Origin of the sequence: Microbulbifer flavimaris (assembly GCF_001641755.2) — a bacterium.
Lineage (GTDB): Bacteria > Pseudomonadota > Gammaproteobacteria > Pseudomonadales > Cellvibrionaceae > Microbulbifer > Microbulbifer flavimaris.
The window spans coordinates 1-14980 of sequence record NZ_LRFG02000001.1 but is presented as its reverse complement, the minus strand read 5'-3'; the positions used below and the strand labels follow the sequence as shown (position 1 = coordinate 14980).

13 protein-coding genes are annotated in these 14980 nt (G+C 55.6%); 6 read left to right on the top strand and 7 right to left on the bottom strand.

What is annotated here, in order from left to right; genetic code table 11:
• The first annotated feature begins 12 nt into the window (after nt 1-12).
• Nucleotides 13-3303 (top strand): error-prone DNA polymerase, encoded by a 3291-nt coding sequence (locus tag AWR36_RS00060; RefSeq protein ID WP_067079526.1) that lies wholly within the window; start codon nt 13-15, stop codon nt 3301-3303.
• 23 nt (nt 3304-3326) lie between these two features.
• Here the strand turns inward: AWR36_RS00060 and AWR36_RS00055 are convergent, their stop codons facing one another.
• The 3 genes from AWR36_RS00055 to AWR36_RS00045 form a co-directional block, all read right to left on the bottom strand.
• On the bottom strand, nt 3327-3794 hold the full coding sequence (locus tag AWR36_RS00055; RefSeq protein WP_067079522.1) for a pilin: 468 nt from the start codon (nt 3792-3794) through the stop codon (nt 3327-3329).
• 164 nt (nt 3795-3958) lie between these two features.
• Nucleotides 3959-5404: an O-antigen ligase family protein gene (locus AWR36_RS00050; RefSeq protein ID WP_176491076.1), complete on the bottom strand. Its 1446-nt coding sequence runs from the start codon at nt 5402-5404 to the stop codon at nt 3959-3961.
• Between the two features lie 143 nt (nt 5405-5547).
• Nucleotides 5548-6012, bottom strand: a complete 465-nt coding sequence (locus AWR36_RS00045) for a pilin (protein WP_067079518.1) — start codon at nt 6010-6012, stop codon at nt 5548-5550.
• A 553-nt stretch (nt 6013-6565) separates the two neighbouring features.
• On the opposite strand from AWR36_RS00045, the gene pilB reads away from it, so the two are divergent.
• The 5 genes from pilB to yacG all read left to right on the top strand — a co-directional run bounded on the left by pilB (nt 6566) and on the right by yacG (nt 11563).
• Nucleotides 6566-8278, top strand: coding sequence for a type IV-A pilus assembly ATPase PilB (pilB, locus tag AWR36_RS00040; protein WP_067079517.1), 1713 nt, complete (start codon nt 6566-6568; stop codon nt 8276-8278).
• Between the two features lie 106 nt (nt 8279-8384).
• Nucleotides 8385-9596 carry a type II secretion system F family protein gene (locus AWR36_RS00035; protein WP_067079515.1) on the top strand — a complete coding sequence of 404 codons (1212 nt, stop codon included), beginning with the start codon at nt 8385-8387 and terminating at the stop codon, nt 9594-9596.
• A gap of 11 nt (nt 9597-9607) precedes the next feature.
• Nucleotides 9608-10492: a prepilin peptidase gene (locus tag AWR36_RS00030; RefSeq protein ID WP_067079514.1), complete on the top strand. Its 885-nt coding sequence runs from the start codon at nt 9608-9610 to the stop codon at nt 10490-10492.
• A 231-nt stretch (nt 10493-10723) separates the two neighbouring features.
• Nucleotides 10724-11332, top strand: a complete 609-nt coding sequence (gene coaE, locus AWR36_RS00025; RefSeq protein WP_067079512.1) for a dephospho-CoA kinase — start codon at nt 10724-10726, stop codon at nt 11330-11332.
• A 6-nt stretch (nt 11333-11338) separates the two neighbouring features.
• A complete protein-coding gene (yacG, locus tag AWR36_RS00020) occupies nt 11339-11563 on the top strand; it encodes a DNA gyrase inhibitor YacG (protein ID WP_067079510.1) in 225 nt (74 codons plus the stop codon).
• A 566-nt stretch (nt 11564-12129) separates the two neighbouring features.
• Here the strand turns inward: yacG and mutT are convergent.
• From mutT to AWR36_RS16020, 4 genes are all read right to left on the bottom strand, one after another.
• The gene (gene mutT, locus AWR36_RS00015) at nt 12130-12534 is read right to left on the bottom strand and encodes an 8-oxo-dGTP diphosphatase MutT (protein WP_067079505.1); all 405 of its coding nucleotides are present in this window, start codon (nt 12532-12534) and stop codon (nt 12130-12132) included.
• 206 nt (nt 12535-12740) lie between these two features.
• Complete coding sequence (locus tag AWR36_RS16420) at nt 12741-12872, bottom strand: hypothetical protein (RefSeq protein WP_255353957.1); 132 nt, start codon at nt 12870-12872, stop codon at nt 12741-12743.
• A 150-nt stretch (nt 12873-13022) separates the two neighbouring features.
• Entirely contained in the window at nt 13023-14231 is a 1209-nt protein-coding gene (argJ, locus tag AWR36_RS00005) for a bifunctional glutamate N-acetyltransferase/amino-acid acetyltransferase ArgJ (protein WP_369814729.1), read from the bottom strand.
• Between the two features lie 87 nt (nt 14232-14318).
• Nucleotides 14319-14624, bottom strand: a complete 306-nt coding sequence (locus AWR36_RS16020; protein ID WP_141398441.1) for a hypothetical protein — start codon at nt 14622-14624, stop codon at nt 14319-14321.
• Nucleotides 14625-14980: the final 356 nt, after the last annotated feature.

Genomic DNA, 14980 nt, shown 5'->3' with positions numbered 1-14980 from the left:
AACCATCCCACCATGCAGTACGCCGAACTCATCTGCCAAAGCAACTTCTCTTTCCTACAGGGTGCCTCACACCCACAGGAACTCGCTCGCACTGCCCACGAACTGGGTTACAGCACCCTCGCGCTGACTGACGAATGTTCCCTCTCCGGTGTGGTGCGAGCCTATGCCGAACTCAAACAACTCACCCAAAACCGCCGTGATCACGGCGAAGACAGGCCTCCAGCTCCCCAGACTGCAAACCATAATCCCCATCGTCACCCCGGCGAAGGCCGGGATCCAGAAAAACCACTGAAACTAATCTGTGGCAGCCTGTTTAAACTTCAATCTGAGAGCAACGCCGCTCAGGACAGAGTTACCAAAGCCAGACAGCCAGGGGACGAAGCAGAAGGGAACTGCCAGAAAATCGTCCTAATAGCCCCAACCCGAACTGCCTACAGCGAACTCTGCCAGTTAATCTCGACTTCACGCCTGCGCGCAGAAAAAGGGCGCTACATCACCTACCAGAACGACCTATTGGAAATCTGTCACGAGTGCATCGCTATCTGGCTGCCTTCTGAGAAACTAGAAGTACCTGGTGCGATCAAGGACCACTTCAAGGAACGCCTCTACCTGGCGTTTAGCAATCAGCTGCTTGGTCAACAAAACCTGAAGAACCACCAACTGCTCGACTTTGCCCGCCAAAGTGAACTTCCCCTGGTAGCCACCAATGCCGTATTGATGCACAGCAGCAGCCGCAAGCCACTGCAGGATGTACTCAATGCCAATTTCCATCACTGTACTCTGGATAAGCTGGGCTACCGGCTGGAACAGAACGCCGAACGGTACCTGCGTACGCTAGAAGACATTGCGACACTTTTCCCCAGAGAATCTATCGACAATACAATCCAGATTGCGGAGCAATGCCACTTTTGCCTGAGTGAACTGCGCTATCAATACCCTTCAGAAGTCATACCGAAGGGGAAAAGTGCCAGTAGCCATCTGCGGGAACTGGTGGAGACCGGTGAGAAAGTGCGTTGGCCCAACGGACCCGCAGCCCATATTGCCGAGCAGATAGAAACAGAACTCGCACTGATCGCGGAACTGGAATACGAGCACTACTTCCTCACCATCTATGACATCGTCCAGTACGCCCGCAGCCAACACATCCTTTACCAGGGGCGTGGCTCCGCGGCGAACTCGGTGGTCTGTTACTGCCTGTTTATCACCGAGATCGACCCCCACCGTATCGGCCTGTTGTTCGAGCGCTTTATTTCCCGTGAGCGTAACGAGCCGCCAGATATTGACGTGGACTTCGAGCACGAACGGCGCGAGGAAATCATCCAGTACATCTACCAGAAGTACGGCCGCCACCGCGCTGGCCTGGCCGCCAGCAAGACTACCTATCGTTTCAAGAGCGCATTACGTGATATCGGCAAGGCACTGGGTATCGGCAGCGCTACCATCGAGCAGCTCATCGCTGAGCGCGCCTGGTGGGACACCATGGACGACTTCCCCAGGCAGATGCAGAAAGTGGGAATCGATCCAAACAGCGCTACCGGGCGGATGCTGCCGGAATTGATGGGGCAGATTTACGGTTTCCCCCGTCACCTGTCCCAGCATGTGGGCGGCTTCGTGATTACAGAACAGCCCCTGCATACCCTGGTGCCCATTGAGAACGCCGCCATGGACGATCGCACCATCGTGCAGTGGGACAAGGAAGATATCGAAGACCTGAAACTGATGAAGGTGGATATTCTGGCCCTGGGCATGCTCACCGCCCTGCGCAAGTCACTGACTTATATCGGCCTCTACGGGCCCAAGCTGCGCCTGCAAGATATCCCGCCGGAGGACCCGGCGGTCTATGAAATGATGTGTCGCGCCGACACCGTGGGCGTGTTCCAGATCGAGTCCCGCGCCCAGATGAGCATGCTGCCGCGCCTGCAGCCACGCAATTTTTACGAACTCACCATCGAGATCGCCATCGTCCGCCCGGGCCCCATACAGGGTGGCATGGTCCACCCTTACCTCAAGCGTAAACAGGGCCTGGAGCCCGTCACCTATCCGCATGAAAACCTGCGTCCAGTACTGGAGCGCACCCTGGGGGTACCCATCTTCCAGGAGCAGGTCATCAAGCTCTCAATGGTCGCCGCCGGCTTCAACGGCGGCGAGGCCGACCAGCTGCGCCGAGCCATGGCCAGCTGGGGCAAGAACGGCAACCTCAATACCTTCAAAGACAAACTGATTCAGGGCATGCAAGCCAACAGCTACCGCGCCGACTTCGCCGAGCAGCTGTTCCAGCAGATGAAAGGCTTCGGCGCTTACGGCTTTCCCGAATCCCACTCTGCCAGCTTCGCTCTGCTCGCCTACTTTTCTGCCTGGATCAAACACCACCACCCGGCCGCTTTCTACTGCGGCCTTCTAAACAGCCAGCCGATGGGATTCTATGCCCCCGCCCAGCTAGTTTATGACGCCCAGCGACACAATGTGAAAGTACTTCCAATCAATGTGCTTTACAGCCAGTGGGACCACAGACTGGAATTACCGGGCCCCACGGTAACCAATAAGCAACCCTCTCAGGCCCGGATCTCGTCATCCCCGCGCAGGCCGGGATCCATAACTACCAAGGAGGATAAGGCTGCGGGCCTGCGCCTCGGGATGCGCCTGATCAAAGGCCTCGACCAGCAAAGCGCGGAAGCCATTGCAACCACCCGCGGGAAAACAACTTTCAATTCTCTGGCCCACTTTCGCCAGACAACTAACCTTCCCCGCGACCAGATCACCCTACTAGCCAGTGCCAATGCCTTCCATAGCCTGGAGGAAAACCGCTATAACAATGCTTGGCGCTCCCTCAGCCTAGAGTCGACAAACTTCGCAGTAGAGCTTCACAGCCCACCCCACACTCTGGAGGATGACACATACAGCGACTATTCCAGTACCGGCCTCAGCCTGAGGGAGCACCCCATTGCCTTGTTACGCAAGCGAAAGGAGTATCACCACGCCCTCAAGGCCAGTGAACTCCCGAAACTCAAAGATGGCCACCAGGTTACAGTTATAGGATTGGTCACATGCCGCCAGCGCCCAGGAAGCGCCTCAGGGGTGATGTTTCTTACCCTTGAGGATGAGACAGGAGCGATGAATTTAGTAGTGTGGGAGAATACCCAGCAGCTATATCGAGCAGAGCTAACACGGGGTAAGGTATTAAAGGTCAACGGATCAATCCAGAAAGGCGGGGAATACGACTCTGCCACGCCAATCCATGTTATTGCAAAAAAGGTAGTATCGATCGAATGGTCAAAAATTCAGGAGGTCAGAAGCTTTCACTAGTTACTTTATTGCAAAGACTCCAATCACAATGCAGACCGGCAGTTAGGCGGGAAATATTCCGCGATTGAAATATCACTCACCTGACAGACCCACACAATCACACCTGAATAGCCAGGCGCAACAGGCGTCACACCATCCCTCTCCATCGGACTCAGGACAACACTCTCGAGATTGAGATCAGCATCCCCCGAGTTCTGGATCTCAACGGTAATTACTCCATCAGCTACCGATAGTGATTCCACGAATTTTGAAGTTGTATCCGTCGCCAATGCATAGAGCCCCGCGGCATTATTATCGGCAGGTAGAATACCTGCTGACTGGAACGACTCCACGACCGCCGACTTGGCTTTGGCGGAAAAAGCGAGCACTTCACTCATCTTCGAGCGTTTTGCATAGTCTGAATAAACGGGAAGAGCCACAGCGGCGAGAATGCCGACAATGGCAACCACGATCATCAATTCAATTAACGTGTAGCCGCGGTAAGCATTCATGAAAATTCTTCCAGGCTCTAACTCAATAGTTCAAGGCACTATGCCTTAACCCGCGTTTAGTCTAGTAGAAGGTCAGATATCAACCAGGAAGAAAAGATGAATTAACTGATAATTTTTAGCCACAGTAATGTTATGGCGCCCCCGAGCATGTTTCCATTACGAGTCTAGCCGAGGCCCCGAAACTGTGCCCCTTGAGCCCAGAATCGTGGAGCTCGAAACTCCTCCTGCGCCCCTGCCTGCTGTGCCAGATAGGCACCACAAAAGTGTACATAAACTACGAGCACTGCACCTAAGCCAACACCAGTTATTACAGACGTAGATATGGCCTCCGGTCGGAAAAGCCCCTTTTCTATCTGGACAGGCTTTTTTTCAGGCACCTCAGCCGCATCATATTTAACTGCCCCCCAAAGCAACCCCAGGAATAGGAAAAACAACGTTTGTGGGATCGGCATAACCACCACACCACTGAAAAGCGAATAGATGGCTGCTGAGACCAGCGCAACAAGCAGAGAGGCAGTAACAACCATGTGGCTTCGATCATCAACTGCGCACCTTGCTTTCTGCCAGCCCAGCCAGAGAATCCGTCCAACTGCTGCAATCATACCCAGAGTAGCCAACAGGCCCCATTCATAGAGAAACTGTAAGACGCTGTTATGAGGGTGCCCTTCAATGCGGTTAAAGGAGTGATAAGAAAAAGATTCTGTGCCTTGTCCTAAAACAAAGTGGGAGGGCTCCAAGGCTTCGATTAATCGCTGCCAGATGACTAGACGCCCGGAAGTATGCGCTCGTAAAACATCGGCATTTTTTCCCAATTCCACCCAAAGACTCAACCCAAGATAAGCCAGCGCCGCGAACAAGGTCACCACACCCGCATTCAACACCTCACGGCGCAGATGAGGAAGCAAGAAGCCCGCGATTACAGCACCACCAATCAGTCCTACCAGTAGACCTCTTGCGCCACCAGAAAATGCGAGTAACAAGTTGGCAAAGAGGAAAAAATAGGCAAACTTCCTGAAACGCGTTTGCACCGCCCAAAGGTAAAGCAGAGGAACGATAAATACCTGCACTTGATTGAAGAAACGGTGGTGTTCCACACCAGGGTATAGCAATGCCGCCCTGAGGGAGTCTCCAAGCGCGACCTCGAACAGTAAAAACAGAAGTGCCTTCAACACCATCAGGCTTTGCAATATTAACAGGCCGGCCAGTAGAACATGGACAAGCTCTCTACGGGCAATATAGAAGCCAAAACAGAGAATACTGGAGAGCAAAAACCAGTGCAGACTGGCAAACAATGAGTGAATGGGATTATCAGAAACAACACTGGAAGTGAAAATTAATAAAAGTGAGCAAGCCCATACTGTAATTAAAATTCTCTCATTAACTATCTCACCAAGCTCCAAGCGGTAGCTTTTTGAGCAAAACATAAGTACCGCAAGACACACAAATCCGACCTGAACAACTCGCTTGTGATCATAGGGACTAAATGGGAGAGTCAAATCCGTCGGGTTAAAACTAAAGAAAAACCACAACAAAGCTACAGTCGCGCTGACCCAACTTAAAAGGGGAAATCTCCCAGCGATATAACTTTGCACCACTTTACTCGCTCCCACCTTTAATCACCACATCCCCATAGCACCCCTAGCTCCTTGCATCAAGGGGGACTGTTAAGAATTATTTTCTAATAGTTTCTAGAACACATAAAAAAGGCGGGCCAAGCCCGCCTTTTCACACTACACGTGAATACCTGAAAGCATCAGGTAGAACGACAAGAAGACGGGAAGTATTTGGCGATTGCATCAGAGCTCACGGTACAGGTCCAAATTACCGAACCATCATAACCAGCGGCAACTGCAGTTGTGCCGTCATCTTGTGTCGGTGTCAGTACAATGCTTCCGTTGTCAAGGGCGTTGTCATTGGTCCCTTGAATCGCAACTGTGATTACACCGTTGTTTACGGTCACGGACTCAACATAGGTGGAGGTAATGTTGGCCGGAGTAGCATCCAGACCTGCTGCAGTGTTGTTCGCCGGTACAGTACCAGAAGCCTGGATAGACTCAGCCACGGCAGCTTTAGCTTGTGCAGCAAAACCCAGCGCTTCGCTCATCTTGGCACGCTTGGTGTAGTCAGAGTAAGCCGGCAGCGCAACGGCAGCCAGAATACCGATGATCGCAACCACGATCATCAATTCAATCAAAGTAAAACCCTGTTGTTTTTTCATTGTAACCGTCTCCATACAGACATTTTGTGGTTCGAGTGAAATCCCGTGAGGAAGTCGGGCTAAACAATACAAGGTTTGTGCCAATACGCGCAACCGTGCGAATGTCACAAAAGTTCACTTTTTTAGCCCATTTTCTAAGCAATTTTTTTTAATTTTGCTGAGGACATGAAGGTTCTGACATAAATTGTCACTTCGTTGCCCAGAGGGGCACTCATAGACTGTTTCTGCTCAGAATTTGAGCGCTCTTTACTTGTAACCCCTTACATCGGTCGCCCTACATCTCATCAGTTTCTGGATACCGGCCCGCGCCGGTATGACGAGCCCACTCTCAACAGAAGGCAGCTTGATAGAGCGAATGCATAGATCTCTCAGCCATCACCTCACATGATTGGCCTAAGGCACTGAATTCGCTATATTGAGGCCCTTGACGCGCTCTCCTCTAATTACATCCTATTATTGGTCCCAAGGAGATTATCGAGCGCCTCAATCGCATAAAAAATGAACAGTCAGCGCTAGCGAGCGCTGCCCTCACCGAGTGTCAGCACGGTAAATCATGAGCAGTATTCCCCTCAGCGGCCTGGCCAAGCGCCTGGTAGCAGACCAGAAACTGGACGAAGCAACCGCCGCCTCTGCCACCAAGGCAGCCAAGCGCGAAAGCCAGACCTTCGCCCAGCACGCCGTAGAGGCCAAGCTGATCAAGAGCCGTGAACTGGCCACTATTGCTGCCAATGCCTTCGGCTCCCCCCTCTTTGACCTTGGTGGCTACAATTTTGACCTCATCCCCAAAGACATTGTCGACGAACGCCTGATCAGCAAGCACTTTGCTCTTCCTCTGTATAAGCGAGGAAACCGGCTTTTTGTCGCGGTTGCGGACCCCACCAACCTCGCGGCCCTGGATGAGATCAACTTCAATACTGGTCTCAACACTGATGCCGTACTGGTTGAGGCCGACAAGCTGGCCAAGGCCATCGAGAGCTACCTTTCCAATAGTTCTGATATGGGCGCAGGCCTGGAGGGCATGGACGATGAGGAACTGGATGCCCTCGACGTAGAGGGCGGGCAGCCGGACCAGGCGCAAGATGATGACCCGGGTGGCGATGAAGCACCGGTTGTTCGATTTGTGAACAAAGTTCTTTTGGATGCCATTCGAACCGGTGCATCTGATATCCATTTTGAGCCTTACGAAAAGGCTTACCGGGTGCGCTTCCGTACTGATGGCGTTTTGCATGAGATCGCCAAGCCGCCGATTCAACTGGCTCCCCGGATCTCCGCTCGTCTTAAAGTAATGTCCAAGATGGATATCTCTGAGCGGCGAGTGCCCCAAGACGGCCGGATAAAGATGAAGCTATCGAAGACCAAGGCCATCGACTTCCGGGTCAACAGTCTTCCAACCCTGTGGGGTGAAAAGATCGTACTGCGGATCCTGGACCCCTCCTCTGCCAAGCTCGGTATCGATGCGCTCGGTTACGAGGAGGACCAGAAGAAAATGTACCTGGACGCCCTGGCCCAGCCCCAAGGCATGATCCTTGTTACGGGCCCCACCGGTTCCGGCAAGACGGTTTCTCTGTATACAGGCCTAAATATCCTCAATACAGCGGAGAGCAATATCTCCACCGCAGAGGACCCGGTGGAGATCAACCTGGAAGGGATTAACCAGGTCAACGTCAATGCCAAAGTGGGTCTTAACTTTGCCGATGCTTTGCGGTCGTTCCTGCGTCAGGATCCGGATATCGTGATGGTGGGGGAAATCCGGGACCTCGAAACAGCGGAGATTGCCATCAAGGCCGCCCAGACCGGGCACTTGGTGCTCTCCACCCTGCATACCAACTCAGCCCCGGAGACCCTGACGCGCCTGATGAATATGGGTGTCCCGACCTTCAACATCGCCACCTCGGTGAGTCTGATCATTGCCCAGCGGCTCGCTCGCCGGCTCTGTGGCGAGTGTAAGAAGCCGGCCAACCTGCCCGAGGAAGTGTTGAAAGAAGAGGGCTTTGACTCGGTAACTATCCCTACCAATGAATGGAAGATCTACCAGCCGGTGGGCTGTGAACACTGCTCCAAGGGCTACAAGGGCCGGGTGGGCGTGTATGAAGTGGTTCGCATCACCGATGGTATCTCCCGAATTATCATGGAGGGGGGAAACTCTATCCAAATTGCCGACCAGGCACGCAAGGAGGGCTTCAACAACCTGCGCACCTCTGCGTTGCGGAAGGTTGTGATGGGTGTGACCAGCCTTGAAGAGGCTAACCGAGTGACGCAGGACTAAATCAGCTCTGAACACTGGATTCCGGCCTGCGCCGGAATGACTATACGACGATTACTGGCGATAAGCCGCGGCAATGCGGCAGCAGAATAACAACAGGAACGAAACCATGGCCAATGCCACCGCAGTCGCTTATGTCTACAAGGGCGTGGACAATAAAGGCAACAAGGTCGAGGGAGAGATCAACGGCACCAATCCTGCGCTGATTAAGGCACAGCTGCGCAAACAGGGAATTATCGCGAACAAGGTGCAGAAGAAGCCAAAGCCATTATTTGGCGGTAACAAAAAAGTCAAGCCTGCCGATATAGCCCTCTTCACTCGCCAGATGGCTACGATGATGAAAGCCGGTGTCCCACTGGTTCAAAGCTTCGAGATTGTTGCCGACGGTCTGGACAATCAGGGCGTCAAAGAGCTGATTTTCAAAATCAGGGATGATGTCGCCTCCGGTACGTCCTTCGCTGAAGCATTACGGAAGCACCCAGTTTATTTCGATGATCTTTTCTGTAACTTGGTCGCCTCAGGTGAACAGTCCGGCGCACTGGAAACCATGCTCGACCGCATCGCAACTTATAAGGAGAAGACTGAGTCACTTAAGGCCAAAATCAAGAAGGCGATGACCTATCCGATAGCCGTGATTGTGGTGGCGATCATCGTGACCTCTATCCTGTTGATCAAGGTGGTGCCCCAGTTTGCCGAGACTTTCTCGAGCTTTGGCGCCGACCTGCCTGCCTTTACCCAGATGGTAGTCGGTATGTCCGAGTGGATGCAGGCCAACTGGTTCTATGCTCTCATCACCGTTGTCATCATTGTTGGCGGCACAATCGAAGCAAAGAAGCGCAACAAGAATGTAGCTCACTTCTTTGATCGGCTTGTCTTGAAGCTGCCTATTCTCGGTACAATTACATACAACTCCATTGCGGCCCGTTTTGCCCGCACCCTTTCAACCACGTTTGCTGCGGGTGTACCGCTAATTGATGCGCTGAAATCTGTGGCCGGGGCTACCGGTAATAGCGTCTATGAGGAGGCAACTCTCAAGATTCGCGACTCAGTGGCAACTGGTATTCCACTCAATACCGCACTACGAAGCTCCGGACTCTATCCCACAATGCTGATCCAGATGGCCGCTATCGGTGAAGAGTCCGGCGCATTGGATGACATGCTGAGTAAAGCCGCGGACTTCTATGAGGAAGCTGTCGACAATATGGTCGACAACCTCACGACCCTGCTGGAACCCATGATTATGGCAGTGCTGGGCATTCTCGTTGGCGGCCTGATGGTGGCTATGTACCTGCCTATCTTCCAACTTGGCCAAGTTATCTAAAAGAAGTAATAATGCTTGATTCAATACTTTCGCACCAAGCGCTGCTCATAGGCAGCGCTTTTCTTTTGGGGCTACTGATTGGCAGTTTCCTAAATGTAGTTATTTACCGCCTCCCCATTATGATGGAGCGAGAGTACAAGCGAGATTTCTACAGTTACTTCGACCAGAAGCCCGATCCCAGTGAGAAGAAGGCGCTCGACGAAACCTTCAACCTTATACTGCCCCACTCGCATTGCCCCAACTGCGATGCTGAGATCAGACCCTGGCATAACATTCCGGTTGTGAGCTACCTGCTCCTTGGAGGTAAATGCGGTTTCTGCGGGACGAAGATTTCCAAGCGCTATCCGCTAGTGGAGCTGGTGACCGGTCTGCTGACCGTGATGGTGGTCTGGCAGCTGGGCTTTACCTGGCAGGCGCTGGCGGGCTGCGTGTTTACCTGGGCGCTTATCGCGCTGACCGGGATCGATTTTGACAAGCAACTCCTGCCGGACCAGATCACGCTGCCGCTGCTATGGGCGGGACTGGTGATCAATATCTGGGGCGTGTTTGTGCCGCTTCAGGATGCGGTGATCGGCGCAGTGGCCGGGTACTTGGCACTTTGGGCTGTCTACCATGTTTTCAAGCTGGTGACCGGCAAGGAGGGCATGGGGGCCGGGGACTTCAAGATCCTGGCGGCCATCGGTGCCTGGTTTGGCTGGCAGATGCTGCCGCTGATTATTCTGCTCTCCGCTGCCGTAGGTGCGGTGGCCGGTTTGACCTGGAGCGCAATCGCGGGGCGGGACAAGAACTTGCCGATTGCGTTTGGCCCCTATCTGGCAGGTGCGGGCTGGATTGCCATGCTGTGGGGTGAGCAGATTGTGGGGTGGTATCTGGCTTATTCCGGGCTGGGATCGTAGGCCACTGGCAGAATTCAGGCTCGCTGGTTTCTGGATCCCGGTGCCGGATCAAGTCCAGTACGGGCTCTGCCCCGGGGTGACGAGCGCGTGGTGAGTGTGCTGAATCATCATCCCGAACTTGGTCTGGGATCCATTGGCCCGCAGGCTGGCTTTGTGGTCCGCCGCTAAACTCCACCCCAGTGGTTCACTGGATCCCGGCCTTCGCCGGGATGACGATGGAAGAATCTCTTCATGGCTAACTATATCGTGGGCCTTACCGGTGGCATCGGCAGTGGTAAGTCCGCCGCGGCGGATGGGTTTCGGGAGCATGGCATCACGGTCGTGGATGCCGACTGGGCTGCGCGGGTTGTTGTGCAGCCTGGGCGGCCGGCGCTGGAACAGATTGCCGAGCATTTTGGGGCCGACGTATTGCTGGAGAGCGGTGAGCTGGACCGGGCAAGGCTGCGGCAGCTGGTTTTCGAGAGTGAGACGGAGCGCCGCTGGCTTGAGGGGCTTTTGCACCCGCTGATCCGCGAGGAAATTGTTCAGGCCCTGCAGTCCGCCTCCAGCCCTTACGCGATCCTGGAGTCCCCGCTGCTCATCGAGTCCGGACAAGATACACTGGTAGAGCGCGTGTGTGTGGTGGATGTGCCAGAGGAGATGCAGATCGCACGGGCCAGCTCCCGCGACCGCAACGATCCCGAGCAGATTCGCCAGATTATGGACGCCCAGTTGCCGCGTATGGAGCGGTTGAAGCGTGCCGATGATGTGCTGGATAATTCCGGCGACCTGGCCAGCCTGCGAGCCCAGGTGCACACGCTGCACGAGCACTACCTGCAGCTGGCAAATAAACACGATTGAAGCATTATGAGCAGTAAGAAAACCGCATCCGACAAACCCTCAGTGCCGTGCCCTACCTGCAAGAAGCTGGTTGAATGGAGTGCGGATTCCCCTTTTCGTCCGTTCTGCAGCGAGCGTTGCAAGTTGATCGATCTGGGGGAGTGGGCCAGTGAGGGGCACAAGATTCCGGGTCAGCCGGTTTATGACGATGTGCTGAGTGAGGATCTGGATCCCGATAAGACCCGACACTGAGTCTTTGCCGGCTTGGATGCCCTTTCTGAGCCTCCTCAAGCTCTCTTCTCTGATCCCCTTTTCCTGCCAGACTCTGGTTCTGTGGCCTCTGGATGCCGGCCTGCGCCGGCATGACGACGGGGGGGAGGAACCGCGCTCTCGCTTCAACCCGGATGACCCGGTATTTCATTGGCCATAGGCCTGTGATAGCAGCCTATCGCTGTGGCTGGGCTTCTGTGGTTTTCTGGATGCCGGCCTGCGCCGGCATGACGACGGGGGGAGGAACCGCGCTCTCGCTTCAACCCGGATGACCGGGTATTTCATTGGCCATAGGCCTGTGATAGCAGTCTATCGCTGGGGCTGGGCTTCTGTGGTTTTCTGGATGCCGGCCTGCGCCGGCATGACGACGGGGGGAGGAACCGCGCTCTCGCTTCAGCCCGGATGATCCGGGATTTCATTGGCCATAGGCCTGAGATAGCGGTCTATCGCTGGGGCTAGGCTTCTGTGGTTTTTGGGGATGCCGGCCTGCGCCGGCATGACGATAGTGGTGAAGGCCACTTTTTCGGCTCGAGATTCTAGGCTGTGGCCTAGCCGGTGACTTTACTGTGCTGGATGGCTTCGATAATCGCCTGGTTGGCATCCGGGAACTGATAATGGTCCAGCTCATCGCGGGCAACCCAACGGGTCTCCTGCCCTTCCAGGCCACGTGGCTCACCGCTGAATGCGGTCACCCACCAGGTGTCCAGCAGCACGGTTTTTTCCGGGTATTCGTGGCGAATCTCCGTGAGCGGTTGGATGGCCTCTACGTCGATGGCGATCTCCTCGCGCAACTCCCGGGTCAGCGCTTCCTGCACACTCTCACCGGCCTCTACCTTGCCACCGGGGAACTCCCAGCGGCCGCCCATATGCAGGTGGTCCGGACGGCGGGCGATCAGGATGCGGCCGTCGCGGCCAAGGATAACGCCGACGGCGACGTGAATGACTTTGCTCACGGAAACCTCTGTGCCTTGTTCAGGAAGGCAACGTTATACGGCTCCGGCGGTGATTTCTCAAGACAGTGAGGTAGGCAGGACGCCGATGACGGCATCGCCGCCTAGGAAGCGATCACGAGGGCGCAGGCTCCAATGCTGCGGTGGCAATCCGCTATCAGGCGCCCCTTGGCCTATCAGGGAGGAGACAAACGCTGCTGCCCATCTTCTCAGGGGGACTGCTCTTCTTGCGGCGGGTGCGTCTCGATCGGCTCGTCATGGGTATCGACGGTATTGACCAGAAAGCGCCCGAACATCAGGATCGCCATCACGATCAGAATCGCCCAGACAAATTTCATCATCAGGTTGGCTCCTGTTTGGCGGGTGGAGACCTCACTGATAGGTATAGCTGCTAAAGCCATGCAGTGCAGGCTGCCCATAGGGACCATTGTTGGCGCGCCGGCGCCCGGCCAGCCTGCACACGGATTCGTGAGCGGAGCCGAATGGTCGAATCAGGTGCGGTATTCCGCGTTGATGGTCACGTAGTCGTGGGAGAAGTCGCAGGTCCAGATATGCTCGCAGCTATCGCCGCGACCGAGATCCACCGTGATGGTGAATTCAGGCTTGGCGAAAACCTTGTCTCCCTGCGCTTCCGTGTAAGTTGCCGCGCGGCCGCCAGCTTCCACCACCTGTACATCATCCAGGAAAATATTCACCTTGCCCGGATCCAGGCCCTCGATCCCGGCATTACCCACCGCCATCACCAGGCGCCCCCAGTTGGGATCGGAAGCGTAGAGGGCGGTTTTCACCAGCGGGGACTCACCCACCTCAAACGCGACTTTCAATGCTTCTTCACTGCTGGCTGCTCCGGTGACCTGCACCGTCACAAACTTACTCGCGCCCTCGCCGTCCTTGACGATCGCCTGGGCCAACTCGATGTGGACATCCACAATGGCCTGCTTGAGATTCAGGAAGTCTTCGCTCTGGGTATCTGCAATCGTGGGGCCGGTGGCCCCGGTCGCGATTAGCACGCAGGCGTCATTGGTGGAGGTATCACCATCGACACTGATGCGGTTGAAGGAAGCCGCAACGGCCTCCTGCACCAGCGTATCCAGCAGCGGCTGCGGAACCGCTGCATCCGTGGCGACATATGCCAGCATCGTCGCCATATTGGGCTGGATCATGCCGGCTCCCTTGGCGATGCCGCAGATACGGACCTGCTGCCCCGCCACTGCCACAGAGCGGCTGGCGGTCTTGGGCCTGGTATCGGTGGTCATGATGGCTTTGGCAGCCGCCGCCCAGCCATCACCGCGCAACTGCTCGGCGGCCCTTGGCACGCCATCCAGAAGCCGCTGCAGGGGCAGATGCTCGCCGATCACGCCGGTGCTGAATGGCAGCACCTGTTTGGGTTGAATGTTCAATGCCGTGGCGACAGCCTCGCAGCATGCCCTCGCATCCTCTATCCCTCGCTCACCGGTGGCCGCGTTGGCATTGCCGGCATTCACCAGCAAAGCGCGGACTCCGCCGGCCCCGATGTGCTCCTTCGCCACCGTGACCGGTGCCGCGCAGAAGGCATTCTGGGTAAAGGTGGCAGAAACGCTGGCGCCCTCATCGATCGCAACCAGCAGCAGGTCGTCCCGCTCCCAGTTCTTGATCCTAGCGGGCACGCTGGCGAGACGGATTCCCGGAATTTGCGGCAGTGAATGTTCGGACATGATTATTTAGCAGGGCCTACAGGCCTCCCCGGGCTGAGCCAACTTAAAAGAAAGCGGCGAGACTAGAAAAGCGACATTATCGAAGGGGGCGGGTCAGGAGACAAGCAGATTCCCAAACTTTCTGCTGTTTGATTCAGCATAACTGCAGATAATGCGCCCTTGATTGCAAAAAATACCCCGCGCATGCGAGGTATCTGACAGCTCGAGGGGCTGGATGCCGGCCTGCGCCGGCATGACGACGAAGGTGAATTCAGCCTCACCTGTCATCCCGGACTTGATCCGGGATCCATCTGCCCGTGAGCCAAGATAAGGTCCGCTGCTCCAAGGTCGCACGATGGGAGGCTGGATGCCGGCCTGCGCCGGCATGACGAAACAATGGAAACCACCATCATCTGTCATCCCGGACTTGATCCGGGATCCATCTGCCCGTGAGCCGAGCTAAGGTCCGCTGCTCCAAGGTCGCACGGTGGGAGGCTGGATGCCGGCCTGCGCCGGCATGACGAAACAATGGAAACCACCATCGTCCGTCATCCCGGACTTGATCCGGGATCCATCTGCCCCTGAGCCGAGCTAAGCTCCGCTGCTCCAAGGTCGCACGGTGGGAGGCTGGATGCCGGCCTTCGCCGGCATGACGACGAAGGTGAATTCAACCTCGCTTGTCATCCCGGACTTGATCCGGGATCCATCTGCCCGTGAGCCGAGCTAAGGTCCGCTGCTCCAAGGTCGCACGGTGGGAGGCTGGATGCCGGCCTGCG